The 13,435-nt window shown below is 64.2% G+C and carries 13 protein-coding genes; 4 read left to right on the top strand and 9 right to left on the bottom strand.

Annotation, left to right across the window (positions count from 1 at the left end):
- Positions 1 to 53: 53 nt before the first annotated feature.
- Positions 54 to 2,231, bottom strand: a complete 2,178-nt coding sequence (locus JGZ97_RS01605) for a bifunctional diguanylate cyclase/phosphodiesterase (RefSeq protein WP_207060845.1) — start codon at positions 2,229 to 2,231, stop codon at positions 54 to 56.
- 210 nt (positions 2,232 to 2,441) lie between these two features.
- Here JGZ97_RS01605 and JGZ97_RS01600 point away from each other — a divergent pair, with 210 nt between their 5' ends.
- The gene (locus JGZ97_RS01600) at positions 2,442 to 2,762 is read left to right on the top strand and encodes a hypothetical protein (protein WP_207060844.1); all 321 of its coding nucleotides are present in this window, start codon (positions 2,442 to 2,444) and stop codon (positions 2,760 to 2,762) included.
- A 155-nt stretch (positions 2,763 to 2,917) separates the two neighbouring features.
- Here JGZ97_RS01600 and JGZ97_RS01595 read toward each other — a convergent pair whose 3' ends face one another.
- From JGZ97_RS01595 to JGZ97_RS01565, 7 genes are all read right to left on the bottom strand, one after another.
- Positions 2,918 to 4,981 (bottom strand): PKD domain-containing protein, encoded by a 2,064-nt coding sequence (locus JGZ97_RS01595; protein ID WP_207060843.1) that lies wholly within the window; start codon positions 4,979 to 4,981, stop codon positions 2,918 to 2,920.
- A 276-nt stretch (positions 4,982 to 5,257) separates the two neighbouring features.
- The gene (locus tag JGZ97_RS01590; RefSeq protein WP_207060842.1) at positions 5,258 to 6,073 is read right to left on the bottom strand and encodes a divergent polysaccharide deacetylase family protein; all 816 of its coding nucleotides are present in this window, start codon (positions 6,071 to 6,073) and stop codon (positions 5,258 to 5,260) included.
- Complete coding sequence (locus JGZ97_RS01585; protein WP_207060841.1) at positions 6,070 to 7,380, bottom strand: S41 family peptidase; 1,311 nt, start codon at positions 7,378 to 7,380, stop codon at positions 6,070 to 6,072. The genes JGZ97_RS01590 and JGZ97_RS01585 overlap by 4 nt, the downstream gene beginning before the upstream one ends.
- A gap of 18 nt (positions 7,381 to 7,398) precedes the next feature.
- Positions 7,399 to 8,517: a murein hydrolase activator EnvC gene (locus tag JGZ97_RS01580; protein ID WP_207060840.1), complete on the bottom strand. Its 1,119-nt coding sequence runs from the start codon at positions 8,515 to 8,517 to the stop codon at positions 7,399 to 7,401.
- 65 nt (positions 8,518 to 8,582) lie between these two features.
- Complete coding sequence (gene gpmI, locus JGZ97_RS01575) at positions 8,583 to 10,124, bottom strand: 2,3-bisphosphoglycerate-independent phosphoglycerate mutase (protein WP_207060839.1); 1,542 nt, start codon at positions 10,122 to 10,124, stop codon at positions 8,583 to 8,585.
- 80 nt (positions 10,125 to 10,204) lie between these two features.
- Positions 10,205 to 11,170: a hypothetical protein gene (locus JGZ97_RS01570; RefSeq protein WP_207060838.1), complete on the bottom strand. Its 966-nt coding sequence runs from the start codon at positions 11,168 to 11,170 to the stop codon at positions 10,205 to 10,207.
- Positions 11,171 to 11,174: 4 nt separating this feature from the next.
- Positions 11,175 to 11,432, bottom strand: coding sequence for a hypothetical protein (locus tag JGZ97_RS01565; protein WP_207060837.1), 258 nt, complete (start codon positions 11,430 to 11,432; stop codon positions 11,175 to 11,177).
- A 271-nt stretch (positions 11,433 to 11,703) separates the two neighbouring features.
- Here JGZ97_RS01565 and JGZ97_RS01560 point away from each other — a divergent pair, with 271 nt between their 5' ends.
- From JGZ97_RS01560 to secB, 3 genes are read left to right on the top strand one after another with little or no spacing between them, the layout of a single operon-like run.
- A complete protein-coding gene (locus JGZ97_RS01560; RefSeq protein WP_207060836.1) occupies positions 11,704 to 12,120 on the top strand; it encodes a rhodanese-like domain-containing protein in 417 nt (138 codons plus the stop codon).
- Positions 12,121 to 12,139: 19 nt separating this feature from the next.
- Complete coding sequence (gene grxC, locus JGZ97_RS01555) at positions 12,140 to 12,403, top strand: glutaredoxin 3 (protein ID WP_207060835.1); 264 nt, start codon at positions 12,140 to 12,142, stop codon at positions 12,401 to 12,403.
- A 25-nt stretch (positions 12,404 to 12,428) separates the two neighbouring features.
- The gene (gene secB / locus JGZ97_RS01550; protein ID WP_207060834.1) at positions 12,429 to 12,911 is read left to right on the top strand and encodes a protein-export chaperone SecB; all 483 of its coding nucleotides are present in this window, start codon (positions 12,429 to 12,431) and stop codon (positions 12,909 to 12,911) included.
- Between the two features lie 37 nt (positions 12,912 to 12,948).
- On the opposite strand, the gene trmL is transcribed toward secB, so the two are convergent.
- Positions 12,949 to 13,413, bottom strand: a complete 465-nt coding sequence (gene trmL / locus JGZ97_RS01545; RefSeq protein ID WP_207060833.1) for a tRNA (uridine(34)/cytosine(34)/5-carboxymethylaminomethyluridine(34)-2'-O)-methyltransferase TrmL — start codon at positions 13,411 to 13,413, stop codon at positions 12,949 to 12,951.
- Between the last annotated feature and the right edge of the window lie 22 nt (positions 13,414 to 13,435).

The raw sequence follows: 13,435 nt of genomic DNA, 5'->3' as shown, positions 1-13,435 counted from the left end.
CCGAGCCCAGGCCGCATCGATCAGTGTAGACCCGGGAGCGGCCCCGGTGAGGGTTACGAGGAGGCCTTCCGCGCCTTGATCTGGACCGGCCAGGGAGCCGGCCGACTGATCAGAAAGCCCTGTCCCAGGTCGCAGCCATACCCCTTGAGCAAACGCCGCTGCTCGGAGGTCTCGATCCCCTCGGCCACCACCTTGAGTTGCAGTTTGTGGGACATGGAGATCAACGCCTGGACGATTTTCTTGTCGCTGGGATCCGTTTCCAGATCCTGGACAAAGCTCTTATCAATCTTGAGCCGTTCCACGGGGAGCTGTTTCAGCAGGGCCAAGGACGAGTAGCCGGTGCCGAAGTCATCGATCGCCGCCGAGACCCCGATCTCCCGAAGCTGGCGCAAGGTAGCGACAGCCTCGTCAACATTCTCCATCACGCAGGATTCGGTGACTTCGATCTCCAGGCGCCGTGCCTCGATACCGGCGTCCTCGACAATGCGCCGAATGTTGTCGAGCAACAGCGGGTCCTTGAACTGCTTGGGCGAAAGGTTGATGGCAATTCCAAAACGCCCCTCCCGAGCAACATCACTCGCCTTTAACTGGCGGCAGGCCTCGCGGATCACCCAGTAACCGATCTGGGTGATCTTGCCGGTCTCCTCGGCGAGGCAGATAAAGCGATCCGGATAGAGCAGACCGTCCCGGGGGTGCTGCCACCGGATCAGGGCCTCGTAGCCACGGGTCTCGCCGCTTTTCAGGTCGATGATCGGCTGGTAGTGCAGCACGAACTCTTCCCGGGCGATGGCCTCGTTCAGATCTTCTTCAAGTTGCATGCGGGCCAGGGCCTCGGCCTGCAAGCCGCGGTCATAGAAGCTGAAGTTGCGCTTACCGGCTTTCTTCGCCGCGTACATCGCCATGTCGGCGTTACTCATGATGGCCGCGACGCTGTCGCCGTCGGCGGGAAACAGGGTGATCCCGACGGAGGTGGAGACGTTCACCGCACGGCTGCCCAGCACCACGGGGCGCTCAACGGTTTCAATCAGCTTCTCGGCAATACGGCTGACGTCACGCACCGACTCGGCGTCCAGCAGCAGAATCCCGAATTCGTCGCCACCCAGACGGGCCACCAGGTCGCTGGTGCGCACACAGCCCCTCAGGCGCTCGGCGATCTTTCGCAGGAGCGCATCGCCGGCGTCGTGGCCCTGGGTGTCGTTGACCCGCTTGAAGTCATCCAGGTCCAGGTACATCAGCGCCGCCGGCTGACGATAGCGCTCGTGCTCGCGCACCACCCGGTCCAGCTGCTCGCTCAACTGCCGGCGGTTGGCCAGCTCGGTGAGATGGTCATGAAATGCGAGCCGCTCCAGGGCATAGGTCTTTTCCTTGACGATTTGCCGCAGCCGCTCGGGCTGGCGCAGCAGAATGTAGGCCACCCAGGCGGTCAGCAGCCCGGCCAACAGGCTGGCGATATAACCGGTGGTCGAGCGCCACTTCGGTGTCGGCGTGGACCGGCTCATGACCAGTTGCCAGGTGGCGCCCGGCACCTCCAGATCCACCGCGTAGCTGTCTTTGGTGAGGGGCGTGGAGGAACGGGAAAACACTTCCCTTTCCCCGGATGTTGGGTTGTTTCGACTCAGTTCGTAGCTGTATCCCTTGCGCCCTTCGGGATCCAGCTCGGTGACCCGGAGCAGGTCTCGCAGCGAGACCAGGGCCGAGGCAAAGCCCCAGAACGTCTCCCCGTCGGGGCCGCTCAGGAACACCGGGTTACGACCGATCAGACCCACCCCGCCCTGGATCAGGTTAAGGGGACCGGCCAGGGTCAGCCGGCGCTCCTCGATGGCCTGCAGCGCCAGGGAGCGGCGCTGCTCATCGGCCAGGATGTCATGGCCCAGCACCGCCTCGTTTCCCGCCAGCGGATAGACATGGCGAACCACGCCCCCCGGCGCCAGCTGCAGGTTGGAGATACCGTCGACCGAGCGCAGCACCTCGGCGGCGTAATCATCAAAGCCCGCAAAGGCCCCGCCGTTCTGACGCACCGCCTGGGCCAGGATGCGGGTGGCGGAGAGCGAACGGGTCAGGCGCCGCTCAATGGCAGAAGCCTGACCGTTGACCAGCTCGCTCATGTAGAAACGCTGCTCGTTGGTATAGAGCGCCTGACCCAGCCGGGTCCAGTAGGTGCCAATACCGCCAAAGAGCAGGAAAACCAGCAGGCAGATGAATGTTTTTCGGGTCACCACTGCAGAAGGCAAGCCGCCGCCTCTTCCGATAAAGTCTTTACAGTCTTCAGGGACAAACTACTCACAATTTCCACCCGTGACCACATTTTTTGATGATTTCGATCAGTCGCGTGGCGAATATCCGTGGCCGCTTTGACTGCCCCTGCCCCCTGACTCCGGAGAAGACAACCCTGACTATACTTTTCCGGCACCGACAGTCGGTAAAAACAAGGAGCAAGAATGATGAAAAGGATAATCACGGCCGCGGCCCTGATCGGCGGCATGACCCTGGGAGCCAACAGCCACGCTTGGGAGTGCCCCCAGCATATCGCCGCCGCGGAGAAGGCCCTGGCTGCGGCCGCCCAGGCGCTCGAAACAGCCCAGGGAAGCCCCAACAGCGCCCTGGCGCACACCCTGCGGGATGATGCCGAGATGCTGCTGCACAGTGCCAAGCACAATCACGAGAATCCCGCGGCCGGCGCCTTCGATCACGCCCGCTCCATGGCCAAGGCCAAGTCCGCCAAGGCCTTTGCCGAAACGGCCGAGGAGCTGGCGAACCGCTAGCGGCAAAGGCCCCGGCCCCTGGTTACCCAAGAAGCCCGCCCTGCTCAACCGGGCCTTGTGATGCGCCCCGGAAAAAGAAAAACCCCGGCCTCTCGGCCAGGGTTTTCAACGTGAGCGACGGGTAACTGCGCAGTCAGAAAGGACGCAACGCCCGACTAGCAGCCCCTTTTCGGGTGGCACTTGGCGTTGCTGTCGCCGGTCGCGCCACCGGTGACGGTAAGGCCAACCCAGGGGCTCCAGTCGGAGCCCCCCTGCGCGTTAACGGCACGCACCCGATAACGGTAGGTCCCGACGCCGCTGGGGTCGGTGTAGGCCGTGCCGGTAAGCCCGCTGGCCACGACGCTGTTATCCACCCAGCGTCCGTTCTTATGCTGTTTCTCACGCAGCAGTTCGTAGCTGTCGGCCTCGGCGGACGCGTCCCAACCGAGGGTTGCGGTGCCGTCACCGTTGTCGGCGGCGATCAGGTTGCCCGGGACGGAGGGCGGCGGCAGATCCGGTGTGCTCACCACGATTGCGCTCTGCACGGTATCGCTCAAGCCCTGGTCATCCGTCACGGTCAGGGTCACGGCGTAGGTGCCTGCGCTTGCAAAGCTGTGGGACGGGTTTTGCAGGGTGCTGGCAGTCCCGTCACCAAAATCCCAGCCCCAGGCGCTGATACTGCCGTCGCTGTCGCTGGAGGCGTCGCTGAAGCTGCAGTCCAGTGCGGTACAGGCGTGGGTGAAACGGGCCGTCGGTGCCTGGTTGCTGGCGCTGCCCCCCGGCAGCGTGATGCTGCCTTCGAAAAAGTACTGCCCAAGGCTCGCGTAGTCGCTATAGGGTGTCGCGGAGTTCCCCACCCCGCGTACCCGCAGGTAGTAACGACCGGCCGCCAGCGAAGCGGAGACCGTGCCATCGGTGTTGTCCACTGGATCGCTCTTGGCCAGCACGACACCGCCCTCATCCAACAGGGCAAGCTCCAGATCCAGGTTGGCGCCACGGCGCTGGCCACGGTAGAAGGCGTCCCAGGCAGGCAGGGCGCTCAGGGTCAGGGGGCCTGCGCCAACATCCACGTAGAACAGGTCAACGTCCGTCCGGGATTCAATCACCCCCTTGTTGCCGCTGGCATCGTTGAAGGCATCGGTCTGGGGATTACTGGAGACCACCTGGCCGGTCGCGTCCGCCACCAGAGCGGTGGCGCTGGCCGGAACATCGCCGTGATCGTCGCTGCGCAGCCCCAGGCCGCTGGCGATGATGGCCAGGTCATCCTGGGTGTTGTTGGCACCGGGATACTCGCCCTTGCTCCACTGGGTGACATTCTTGTAGTACCCCACCCCCATTACCGGCGCCCAGGAGACGAGGCTGCTGTCCGCGCCGTGGCCGGTGTAATAGGAGGCCGTGCTGCTGCCGTCATGGGATAGGCCCAGGTTATGGCCGAACTCGTGAGCCGCCGCTTCCGCCACATAGGGGGCGTAACCATTGCCCAGGTTGTTGTAGTACACCAGCGCAGGAGAATAATAGGGGTAGTTGTTCAACCCCCAAACATTGGCATAGGCCACTCCGCCAGCGCTGGAGTAAGGCATGGCCCGACCGTGCGCGTCGGTGTTATGGGTGATGAGCACGCGTCCGGTCTGCGGGCCAAAGGTAATCGGATCCTCGGTGGTGACATCGATATCAAATGGGGCCAGATCTTCGGCAACCCGGTGCCAGATCTCGGCGATCCGCGCCAGCTCGTCGTCGTCGAAGCCGTTAGTGCCGTTGGGGTCGAAGGGGCGCGCCTGGTAGCTGGGCTCTGCATTGGCGTTCCAGGCGGTGTTTTCGACCCGGTGGCCGTCAAAGTCGAGGTAGAGGGTTTTGCTGGCGCCGGGCTTGCTGTGCAGCATAAACGCGGTGTTCGGATCCACCGCGCTCACCGGCTCAGGGATGCCGATCGCCTGCGCCGCCGGCTCGGGCTGGTAAGCGTCGGCATAAAGGATGGCCCCCTGGGCATCCGCCCGCAGATACCCCGCGTCCTCGGCTGGAAAAGCAAATCCGTGCAGCCAGTCGATGGCCCGCGCTTTGGCCTGGGCCGGCAGCGCCTCCAGCGAGGCGCGAAGCGGCCCCGCCGGCAGCTGATCCAGGGTAAAGGGCGCCCCCTGGCCATACATGCGGGCGTCGGCCGCCTGCTCGGGCACGGCCTTCACCGGCAACGCGGCGGTGGCCATTAGCAGAGAAACCATCAACGAGGGGTGGCACTTTCGCATTCAAAACTCCTGTAGCCCACTGGGCTAAAAACATTCCATTGAGGGTGGTGTAACAACCGCGGCCAAACGTATCATTCAAACGATCGTTTTAATAGCCGACAAAATGCTACAGGAAGCGATAGGCGCGCATTGATCCACGTCAGCCAGGGCGACAAAGCGCAGGGGAAAGGTGACGAAAATGAAGGAATAGGAGAGCAGAAAAGCGCTCCGAACAACGCTGCCGGCTGACCGGTGCCGCGCTGGGCGTTAGGCTTAGCCGGTGGCGGCAGCGTTGCCTCAGTCTGGTTTGAAAGCCACCGCCCGCGCCTGCTGGCGTCGGTAATAGGCCGCCAAGCGGGCCTTTTCTTGCTGCTCCATCAACAGCGCGGAAGCCGACACCAGGCGAATACCCATCTCGTCCAGCAGCGGCAACGCCCGCTTCAGGTAACCGACCGTCACCGGATAGGGATGCCCGATGGCGATCGCCACGCCATGCTCCCTGGCGATTTCGATGGTTCGCAGAAACTGGCGGTGAACGAACGCGGGGGTCTGCTCGTGGTCCAGGAATACGTCCCGTTGCAGGTAGGGGATACCGCGGTCGCGAGCGACGCGCCAGGCGACGCTGTCGGCGGCGGTGCGGCTGTCGAGGAAGAACAGCCCCCGTCGCGCCAGCTCCTCCATCACCCACGCCATCTGCGGTTCCAGCGTGGTGAGCAGGCTGCCCATGTGGTTGTTGAGCCCCAGCGCCTGGGGCACGGCATCGAGGTCACGCTGCAGGGTGTGAAGGAAGGCCTCGGGAGAGAGGTCCCGGGTCAGGCCACCGGGGCCCAGGGGGCGGTCACGACGATTCTCCATCGGGGCGTGAAGGATCACATCCTTACCGCTGGCACTGGCCTGGTTCGCCAGCCGCGTGCCGAAGGGACTGTGAGGCAGGATGGCGAAGGTCACAGGGCCCGGCAGGGAAACGGCCGCTTCACCACGGGCCAGGTTATCCCCCATATCATCGATGACAATGACAATGGCCGGCTGCTCCACCGAGCCGCCGGGCCCGGCCTCGGCCCGTGGCCCGAGCAGCGCCCAAGCAATAAGGACTGTCAGTAAAGCCGCTTTCATCCGCCGCCGGCACGCCCTTGGCTGAAGATGACCAGCCCCTTGAGCAGGTTCAGCGCCTCGTTGAGCTGGTAATCCGCCTGCAGAATTTCCTGCTCCTCCTCGCTTGCCGCCGGGGCGGCTTCCTCAACGGCCGCCTCCTTGGCGTTGCCGTTGGAAAGATGGCCCTGCAGATTCGCCTCCTTGACCCGCTGGTGCGCAGGCTCAACCCGGGTCACCTTGGAGGGGTCGACCCGAATATCCGGCACGATGCCCTCCGCCTGGATGGAGCGCCCCTCGGGGGTGTAGTAGCGGGCGGTGGTCAGTTTCAGGGCGCGCTCGTTGTTGAGCGGCAGCACCGTCTGCACCGAGCCCTTGCCGAAGCTGGGCGTGCCCATGATGATGGCGCGCTGGTGATCCTGCAGGGCGCCGGCCACGATTTCCGAGGCCGAAGCCGAGCCGGCATTGATCAGCACCACCAGCGGCAGTCCGCCGGTGAGGTCCTCCTCGGCGGCGCTGTAGCGCAGCTCGGCCTGCTTGAGCCGTCCCTCGGTGTAGACGATCAGCGCGTCCTGGTCGAGAAAGGCGTCGCTGACTTCCACCGCCGCCTGCAGCACCCCACCGGGGTTGTTGCGCAGGTCCAGCACCAGCCCCTGCAAATCGGTCTGCTCGGCCAGGTCAGCGATGGTTTTTCTTACATCGGCCCCGGTGTGGGACTGGAACTGGGAAATCCGCAGGTAGCCGTAGTCGCCGTTCAGCAGCCGGCCCTTAACGCTGGCCACCTTGATCACCGCACGGGTCACCACGATTTCAATCGGCTGGGTCTCGCCCTCGCGCATGATGGTAAGGGTGATATCGGTGCCGGGCTTGCCGCGCATCAACTTGACCGCATCCATCAGCCCCATGCCCTGGACCGCCTGGTCATCGAGCTTGATGATCATGTCCCCGGGCTGAATGCCCGCCCGCTGCGCGGGGGTATCGTCAATGGGCGCAACCACCCGAACGAAACCGTCTTCCATCCCCACCTCGATGCCCAGGCCGCCGAACTCGCCGCTGGTATTGACCTGCAGGTCTTTGAACGCATGGGGGTCGAGGTAGGCCGAGTGGGGGTCGAGACCGCCGAGCATGCCCTTGATGGCGTTCTCCAGCAGTGTCTGGTCCTCCACCGGCTCCACGTAGGCGGCTTTGATACGCTCGAACACCTCGGTAAAGGTGCGCAGCGACTCCAGCGGCAGTGGCGCCTCACTCTGCGCCTCCTGGGCGGTTACCGCGGGGGCCCCCAGGCAGAGGCTGAGGCCGAGCACGGGAAGCAGTTTGTTTAACACCTTCATCAACGATCCTTCTTTCGGTCACCCTCGGCTTCGATTGAGCCAGGGGGCAGGGTTACGGGGCTTACCCTCGTGGCGCAGGGCGAAATAGAGTCCGGCTTTGGCACGACCGCCGCTGTCACCGACGCTGGCGATGGTTTCACCGGGCTGGACCCAGTCACCGACTTCTTTAAGCAAGGTCTGATTATGTCCATACAGTGTCATATAGCCACCGCCGTGGTCCACAATCAAGAGCAGGCCGAAGCCGCGCAGCCAGTCGGCGAAGACCACGCGGCCATGGTGAACCGCCCGCACCGGACTGCCCGCCTTGGCCGCGATCAGCATGCCATCGGCCTTGACCCCCAGGCTATTGCGGGCTCCGAAGTGCTCGGCCACCGGCCCCTGCGCGGGCCAGGCAAGCGCCCCCTTACGCTGGACGAAGGTCTTATCATCCAGCTGCAATTCGTTGAGATCCAGGGCACGCCGCAGCTCCTCGAGCACGTTCTGCAGCCGTTCACTGTTGGCTTTAAGCTGCCCCAGGCGCGTCTGGTCACCCCGCATGTCCCGCTGCAGCGCCGCCAGCGCCTGCTCGCGCTGCTTGCGTTGCGCCTGCAGGCTCGCCGAACGCTGCTGCAGCTGCGCCAGCTCCCCCTCTAACTGCAGCTGCCGCGCCTCCAGATCGGACTCCACCTGGTTCAGTCCCGCCAGGGTCGCCTCGTACTCCTCGATCGCCTGCAGCCTAGCCCGCCCCAGGTACTCGTAATAGGTCAGCATGCGGGTGACCCGGTGTGGGTCCTCCTGATTCAGCAGCAACTTGATGCGGTTCTGCCGGCCGGTGTGGAAGGCGGCCCGGAGTTGGGTTGCCAGCGTCTGCTGCTGGATTTCGCGGGCCTTCAGCAAGCCCTCCCGGCGGGACTGAAGCGCGGCCATCTCCTTGCGGGTCGCGGCGATCGCCGCCCGGCTCTTCTCCACCTGACCCGCGGTTTTGCCGGCCTCCTTTTCCGCCCGGCTCAGCGCCGCCTGCAGCCCCTTCTTCTCGCCCCGCGCCTTGGCGAGGCGTTGCTCAAGGGCGTGAATGTCCTTTTTCAAAGCCTGGATCTGGCGCTGGGTCTGCTCGCTGTCCGCCGCGCCCCAGGCCAAGGGGCCCGCCAGCAGGGCCATCAGCGCCAGCAGCGCCCCGCGGTGACGCCGCGCGAACCTCGATGCTTTCGCTGTGCGCGCCAAGCCTAACGAGCCAGCGAACGGCCGGTCATCTCCGCCGGTGCCGGAAGGTCCATCAGGTCCAGCAGGGTGGGCGCCAGATCTGCCAATGAGCCGTCTTCCAGGGTGAGCGACCGCTCACCCACGTACACCAGTCCCACGGGCCACAGGGTGTGTGCGGTATGAGCCTGCCCGGTGGTCGGATCGCTCATCAGCTCCACGTTTCCGTGGTCGGCTGAAATCAGGGCCTGGCCGCCGGCCGCCTGCAACGCCTCCAGCACCCGTCCCAGGCAGGTATCCACCGCCTCCACCGCCTCGACCGCCGCCTCGAAGTTGCCGGTGTGGCCCACCATGTCGGGGTTGGCGTAGTTGCAGACGATCAGGTCGTAGCCCCCTTCGGCAATCGCCCCCACCAGTTTGGCGGTCACTTCGGGTGCGCTCATCTCCGGCTGCAGGTCGTAGGTGGCCACCTGCGGTGACGGCACCAGCACCCGGTCCTCACCGGGATACGGCTCTTCCCGGCCCCCGTTGAAGAAGAAGGTGACATGGGCGTATTTTTCCGTTTCAGCGATGCGCAGCTGCTTGCGGCCCAGCTCTGCCATGTATTCGCCCAGCCCGTTACGGATCGGCTCCGGCGGGAAGGCACAGGGGGTGTCGATGTCCGCGGCGTACTCGGTCATCATCACGTAACCGGCCAGCCGGGGCTGGGCCTGACGGGCAAAGCCGTCAAACTCCCTGTCGACAAAGGCGCGGGTAATTTCGCGGGCCCGGTCAGGGCGGAAGTTGGCGCAGATCACCGCATCGCCATCACCGATAATGCCGCGCGGCTGCCCCTGATCGTCGAGAATCACGGTAGCCTGAACAAACTCGTCGTTCTCGTCCCGCTCGTAAGCCGCCGCCAGCGCTGCGGCGGCACTGCCCGCAGTGCAGGGCGCCTGCCCCAGGGTCATGGCATCGTAGGCCAGCTGCACCCGCTCCCAGCGGTTGTCCCGGTCCATGGCGTAATAACGCCCGGTGACGGTGGCGATAGCCCCCTTGCCAAGAGCCTCAAGTTTGGCTTCCATGGCGGCGATGGAGGGCTCGGCGCTGCGCGGCGGCATGTCGCGGCCGTCGAGAAAAGCATGGACGTAGATGTTTGCGGCACCCCGCTGCTCCGCCAGCTCGCACAGCGCCTGCAGGTGCTGCTCGTGGCTATGCACCCCGCCGGGGGAGAGCAGGCCCAGCACATGCACGGACTTTCCGGCGGCAATGGCCTTGTCGATAACCGTCACCAGCACCTCATTCTGGTAAAAGCTGCCGTCCTCGATCGCCTTGGTGATGCGGGTAAAGTTCTGGTAGACGGTGCGGCCGGCGCCGATGTTCATGTGCCCCACTTCCGAGTTCCCCATCTGCCCCTCGGGCAAGCCGACGGCCAGCCCCGAGGTCGCTACCTTGGCGTGGGGGCACTGGGCCCAGATCCGGTCCCAGGTGGGGGTGCGTGCGGCGTGAATGGCATTGTGGGTAGGGTCTTCGTTGACGCCCCAGCCGTCGAGGAGAATCAGGGCGGTCGGGGTGCGGGGATTGGGCATGGTGATGGGAACTCCCGTGCTGGCAATAATCGTGCTGGCAATAACAAGGGTCAGCCAAGGCTGTTTAATGCCCGAGGATTTTACTCCGTTGTGTTCCCCTTCGCTAGGCAGGCCCCGTAGCCGGGCGAAGCCCGGAAAGCTTGGCGCGCAGCCAGCTCAAGCAGGGGCGGCAGGCAGGCCGGGTCAGCAGCCGAAAGCCGGACCGCGCAGGTGTAGCTGGCTTCATCAGCACAGAATTGAAACCGCGCTAACCGGTCAAATTCGGTGGCCGGGTGCCGGATCAGCTCCATTGCCGCACGGGCCCGCACCAGACTCATGGTTTTGAGGGGCTGGCGCTCGGCAAGCACCTGCAACTGATCTGCAAAGAGATAGCGCTGAAAGAGCTCAGGGTCCGCCAGGGCGAGCACCTGATATGCCTCCAGGGCTTCATCGTGATGCCGGTGGCGCTCGAAAAATGAGCCCAGAAGGTAGTAACAGACCACCAAACCCTCGTCAGCGCAGCGCCTGAGTTTGGCCTCGGCGTCCGCGTAATCACGACGCTGGGCAGACCAGTCTAAAAAGTGCTCGACGTAGAGCTGCTCGAGGGCCGGGGCAAAGCGCAGCCGGGCCGCCGCCAGCAAGGCGTCATCGGCCTGAGCCTGACGCCCCTGCGCGCTCAGCGCCTGAGCGTGCAGGTAGAGAGCCGCCGGGTGGTCGCGAGAGGCCGCGGCGGCAACCTGCCGCTCAAGCGCCTCGGAACTCGGCAAGCAGCGCTGCCAGCAGTAATAGAGAACGTCCGCGCTGCCTGCGGCGGCGGCGCGGAGAAAATAGTCCTGCGCCCGGCTCGCGTCCCCCTCCACCCCGTAGCGCCCCTGTTGGTGCAGCCAACCCAGCAGGAAAAGCCCGTCGGCATCTGCCTCCAGCTCTGAGCGCTGGGCCTCGCTCAAGACCTCACCCCGTGCCAGCACCTCGACCGCCTCCTCCACGGTGGCCATGGCACTGGCCGACAGTACCCAACCGCACAGTACCAGCCACCCGCAGAGCAGTCGTCGCCTACATACCCTCATCGGCTCAGGCCTTCTCGCGCCATTGCAAGGTCCCGATTTCGACCCGGACCCAGTCGAAACCGATGCGCCGGGCAACGGAAACCGCGCCGTCCAGGCTCTTGAATTCCCGTTCACGAGGTGCCCGCTGCAGCGTCAGCACCTCCTCCCGTTCGTCCTCGGTGACAAATTTCAGACTCCAGCCCTTGGCCATGGATATCGGAATAGCACGGCACGCTTTGAAACAACCCGCCTTGAACAGCAACCGCAGCTCCCGCTCCTGCACCCTAAGCCTCCCCCTTTCCTTTGCCGTATATGTGCATAATTTAAGCATTATAAATGCTAAATGACTATCTAGTATTGGTTTTTGATTGATCGTAATTAATTTTTAATCGCCAGCCTCTCGGTCAGCTGCGCAGTACTTTCGGGAGGAGTAAATCCCGCTCGGTAGCCGCCCGGCCCTGCATGGCCACCCCCTTCCCGAACGGGTATACTTCGGCTTTCGCCGCCCCGGGCTACCGGGGAAGTCACTGATTTTTAGTATCGGAAACCGCTACATGGACCAACTGCTTGAATTCGCCAGCAACCACTGGTATCTCGTGCTGGCGCTGCTCGCCACCCTCGCCATGCTGATCTTCACCGAGTCGCGCAAAGGCGGTAAGTCACTCTCCACCCACGACGCGACACGCCTGATCAACAAGGAAGACGCGGTGGTACTGGATATTCGCCAGAAGAAAGAGTTTCAGACCGGCCACATCGTCAGCGCCATCAACATCCCCTACGCCGATCTGGACAAGCGCATCGGTGAGCTGAACAAACACAAGTCCAAGCCGGTGATCGTGGTCTGCAACCTGGGCCAGACCGCCTCCGGCGCAGTCAAGAAGCTGAACGACGCCCAGTTTGAAAACGTACAGCGCCTGCGGGGCGGGATGACCGAGTGGAAAGCCCAGAACCTGCCGGTGGTGAGAAAGTAAACAGGAGGAGCGGCGCACCATGGCCAAGATAACCCTCTACGGCACCGCGTACTGCCCGTTCTGCGTGCGCGCCAAGGCCCTGCTCGAGCAGAAGCAGCAGGCGTATGAGGAGATCCGGGTAGACCTGGAGCCCAAGCGCCGCAGCGAAATGATGAGCCGCAGCGGCGGCGCCCACACGGTGCCGCAGATCTTCATCAACGACATCCACGTGGGAGGCTGTGACGAGCTCTACGCCCTGGAGCGCCAGGGCCGTCTGGACAGCCTTCTGAACCAGCCCGACTGACACACTGACATTTAAGGACACAGCAATGGCCGAGCAAGAGAACACCGCCGGCGGTGAGAAGCCACAACCGCAATTTTCGATCCAGCGTCTCTACCTGAAGGACGCCTCCTTTGAGAGCCCCGGCGCCCCCAAAGCCTTCACCCAGGAGTGGAAGCCCGACGTCAATCTGGAGATCAACAGCCGCACCCGGCCGCTGAGCGAAGAGCTCTACGAGGTGACCCTGACCCTGACCGTCACCGTCAAGAACGGCGGCGAGACCGCCTACCTGATCGAGGTGCAGCAGGCCGGCCTGTTCCAGCTCAAGGGCATCGAGGGCCCCCAGCTGCAACACACCCTGGGCGCGTTCTGCCCCACCATCCTCTTCCCGTACGGACGCGAAGCCGTGGACAACCTGGCCCTCAAGGGCAGCTTCCCTCCGCTGCAACTGTCGCCGGTGAACTTCGAAGCCCTGTTCGCCGAGCAGATGCGAAAGCAGGCGCAGGAAGAGGCGCCCCAGGAGACCCACTGATCTCCCCGGGAAGCGGCGCCCGCCGCTTCCCTTCCCCTTACTCCCCTCCGGAAAATCCCAGCTGCCGCCAGGCTTCGTAGACCATCACCGCCACTGCGTTGGAGAGATTCATGCTGCGGCTGCCCGGGCACATGGGCAAACGCAACCGCTGCTCGCCAGGCAGGGCATCACGCACCGCCGCAGGCAGCCCCCGCGTTTCGGGACCGAACAGAAGGGCATCGCCCGCCTCGAAGCGGGCATCGCTGTAGGAACGTTGTGCCTTGGTGGTCAGGGCGTAGAGCCGCCGCGGCTGCACCTCGGCGACAAAGTGCTCCAGGCTGTCATGGCGCGACACTTGAGCCAGCTCGTGGTAGTCCAGGCCGGCGCGCCGCACCCGCTTTTCGTCCAGTTCGAACCCCAGGGGCTCGATCAGGTGCAGCTGGAACCCGGTGTTCGCACACAGACGGATAATGTTGCCGGTATTGGGAGGAATTTCAGGTTGGTAGAGCACGATATGCAGCATGGGAGAACCTCTTGAAGCCGCA

The organism is Motiliproteus sp. SC1-56 (assembly GCF_017309075.1).
In the GTDB taxonomy this organism is placed as follows: domain Bacteria; phylum Pseudomonadota; class Gammaproteobacteria; order Pseudomonadales; family Balneatricaceae; genus Motiliproteus.
Note: the sequence above shows the minus strand (reverse complement) of the source record. Positions and strands in the feature narration are given on the sequence as shown.